The 255-nt window shown below is 42.7% G+C and carries 1 pseudogene; it reads left to right on the top strand.

Annotation, left to right across the window (positions count from 1 at the left end):
* Positions 1-255: pseudogene (locus ACVYAD_RS25275) on the top strand (IS110 family RNA-guided transposase); the annotation flags it as partial.

The following is a 255-nucleotide window of genomic DNA, read 5'->3' as shown; positions in this document are numbered from 1 at the left end:
CACTTGCAACACTAGAAATGACGCCATTACCAAAAGATATTAAAGAGAAAACAGCTGAAGAGCTGGTCTTTCTTTACCGACAGGTAAAGGGAATGAGAGCCCCACAGTTACCGAAAGCCAAGCTTCTCATTGAAGCCGCGCAAAACTCTATCGGACTGACAGAAGGAACACAGATGGCCCAACACGAAATCGCCACGCTCTTACGTCAGTATCGGTTATTAGAAATCGAAATTGAAACTGTAAATAATCAATTAG

The organism is Lysinibacillus sp. G1-3 (assembly GCF_056322905.1).
The sequence above is the reverse complement of the archived record's forward strand: the minus strand, read 5'-3'. Positions and strand labels throughout refer to the sequence as shown.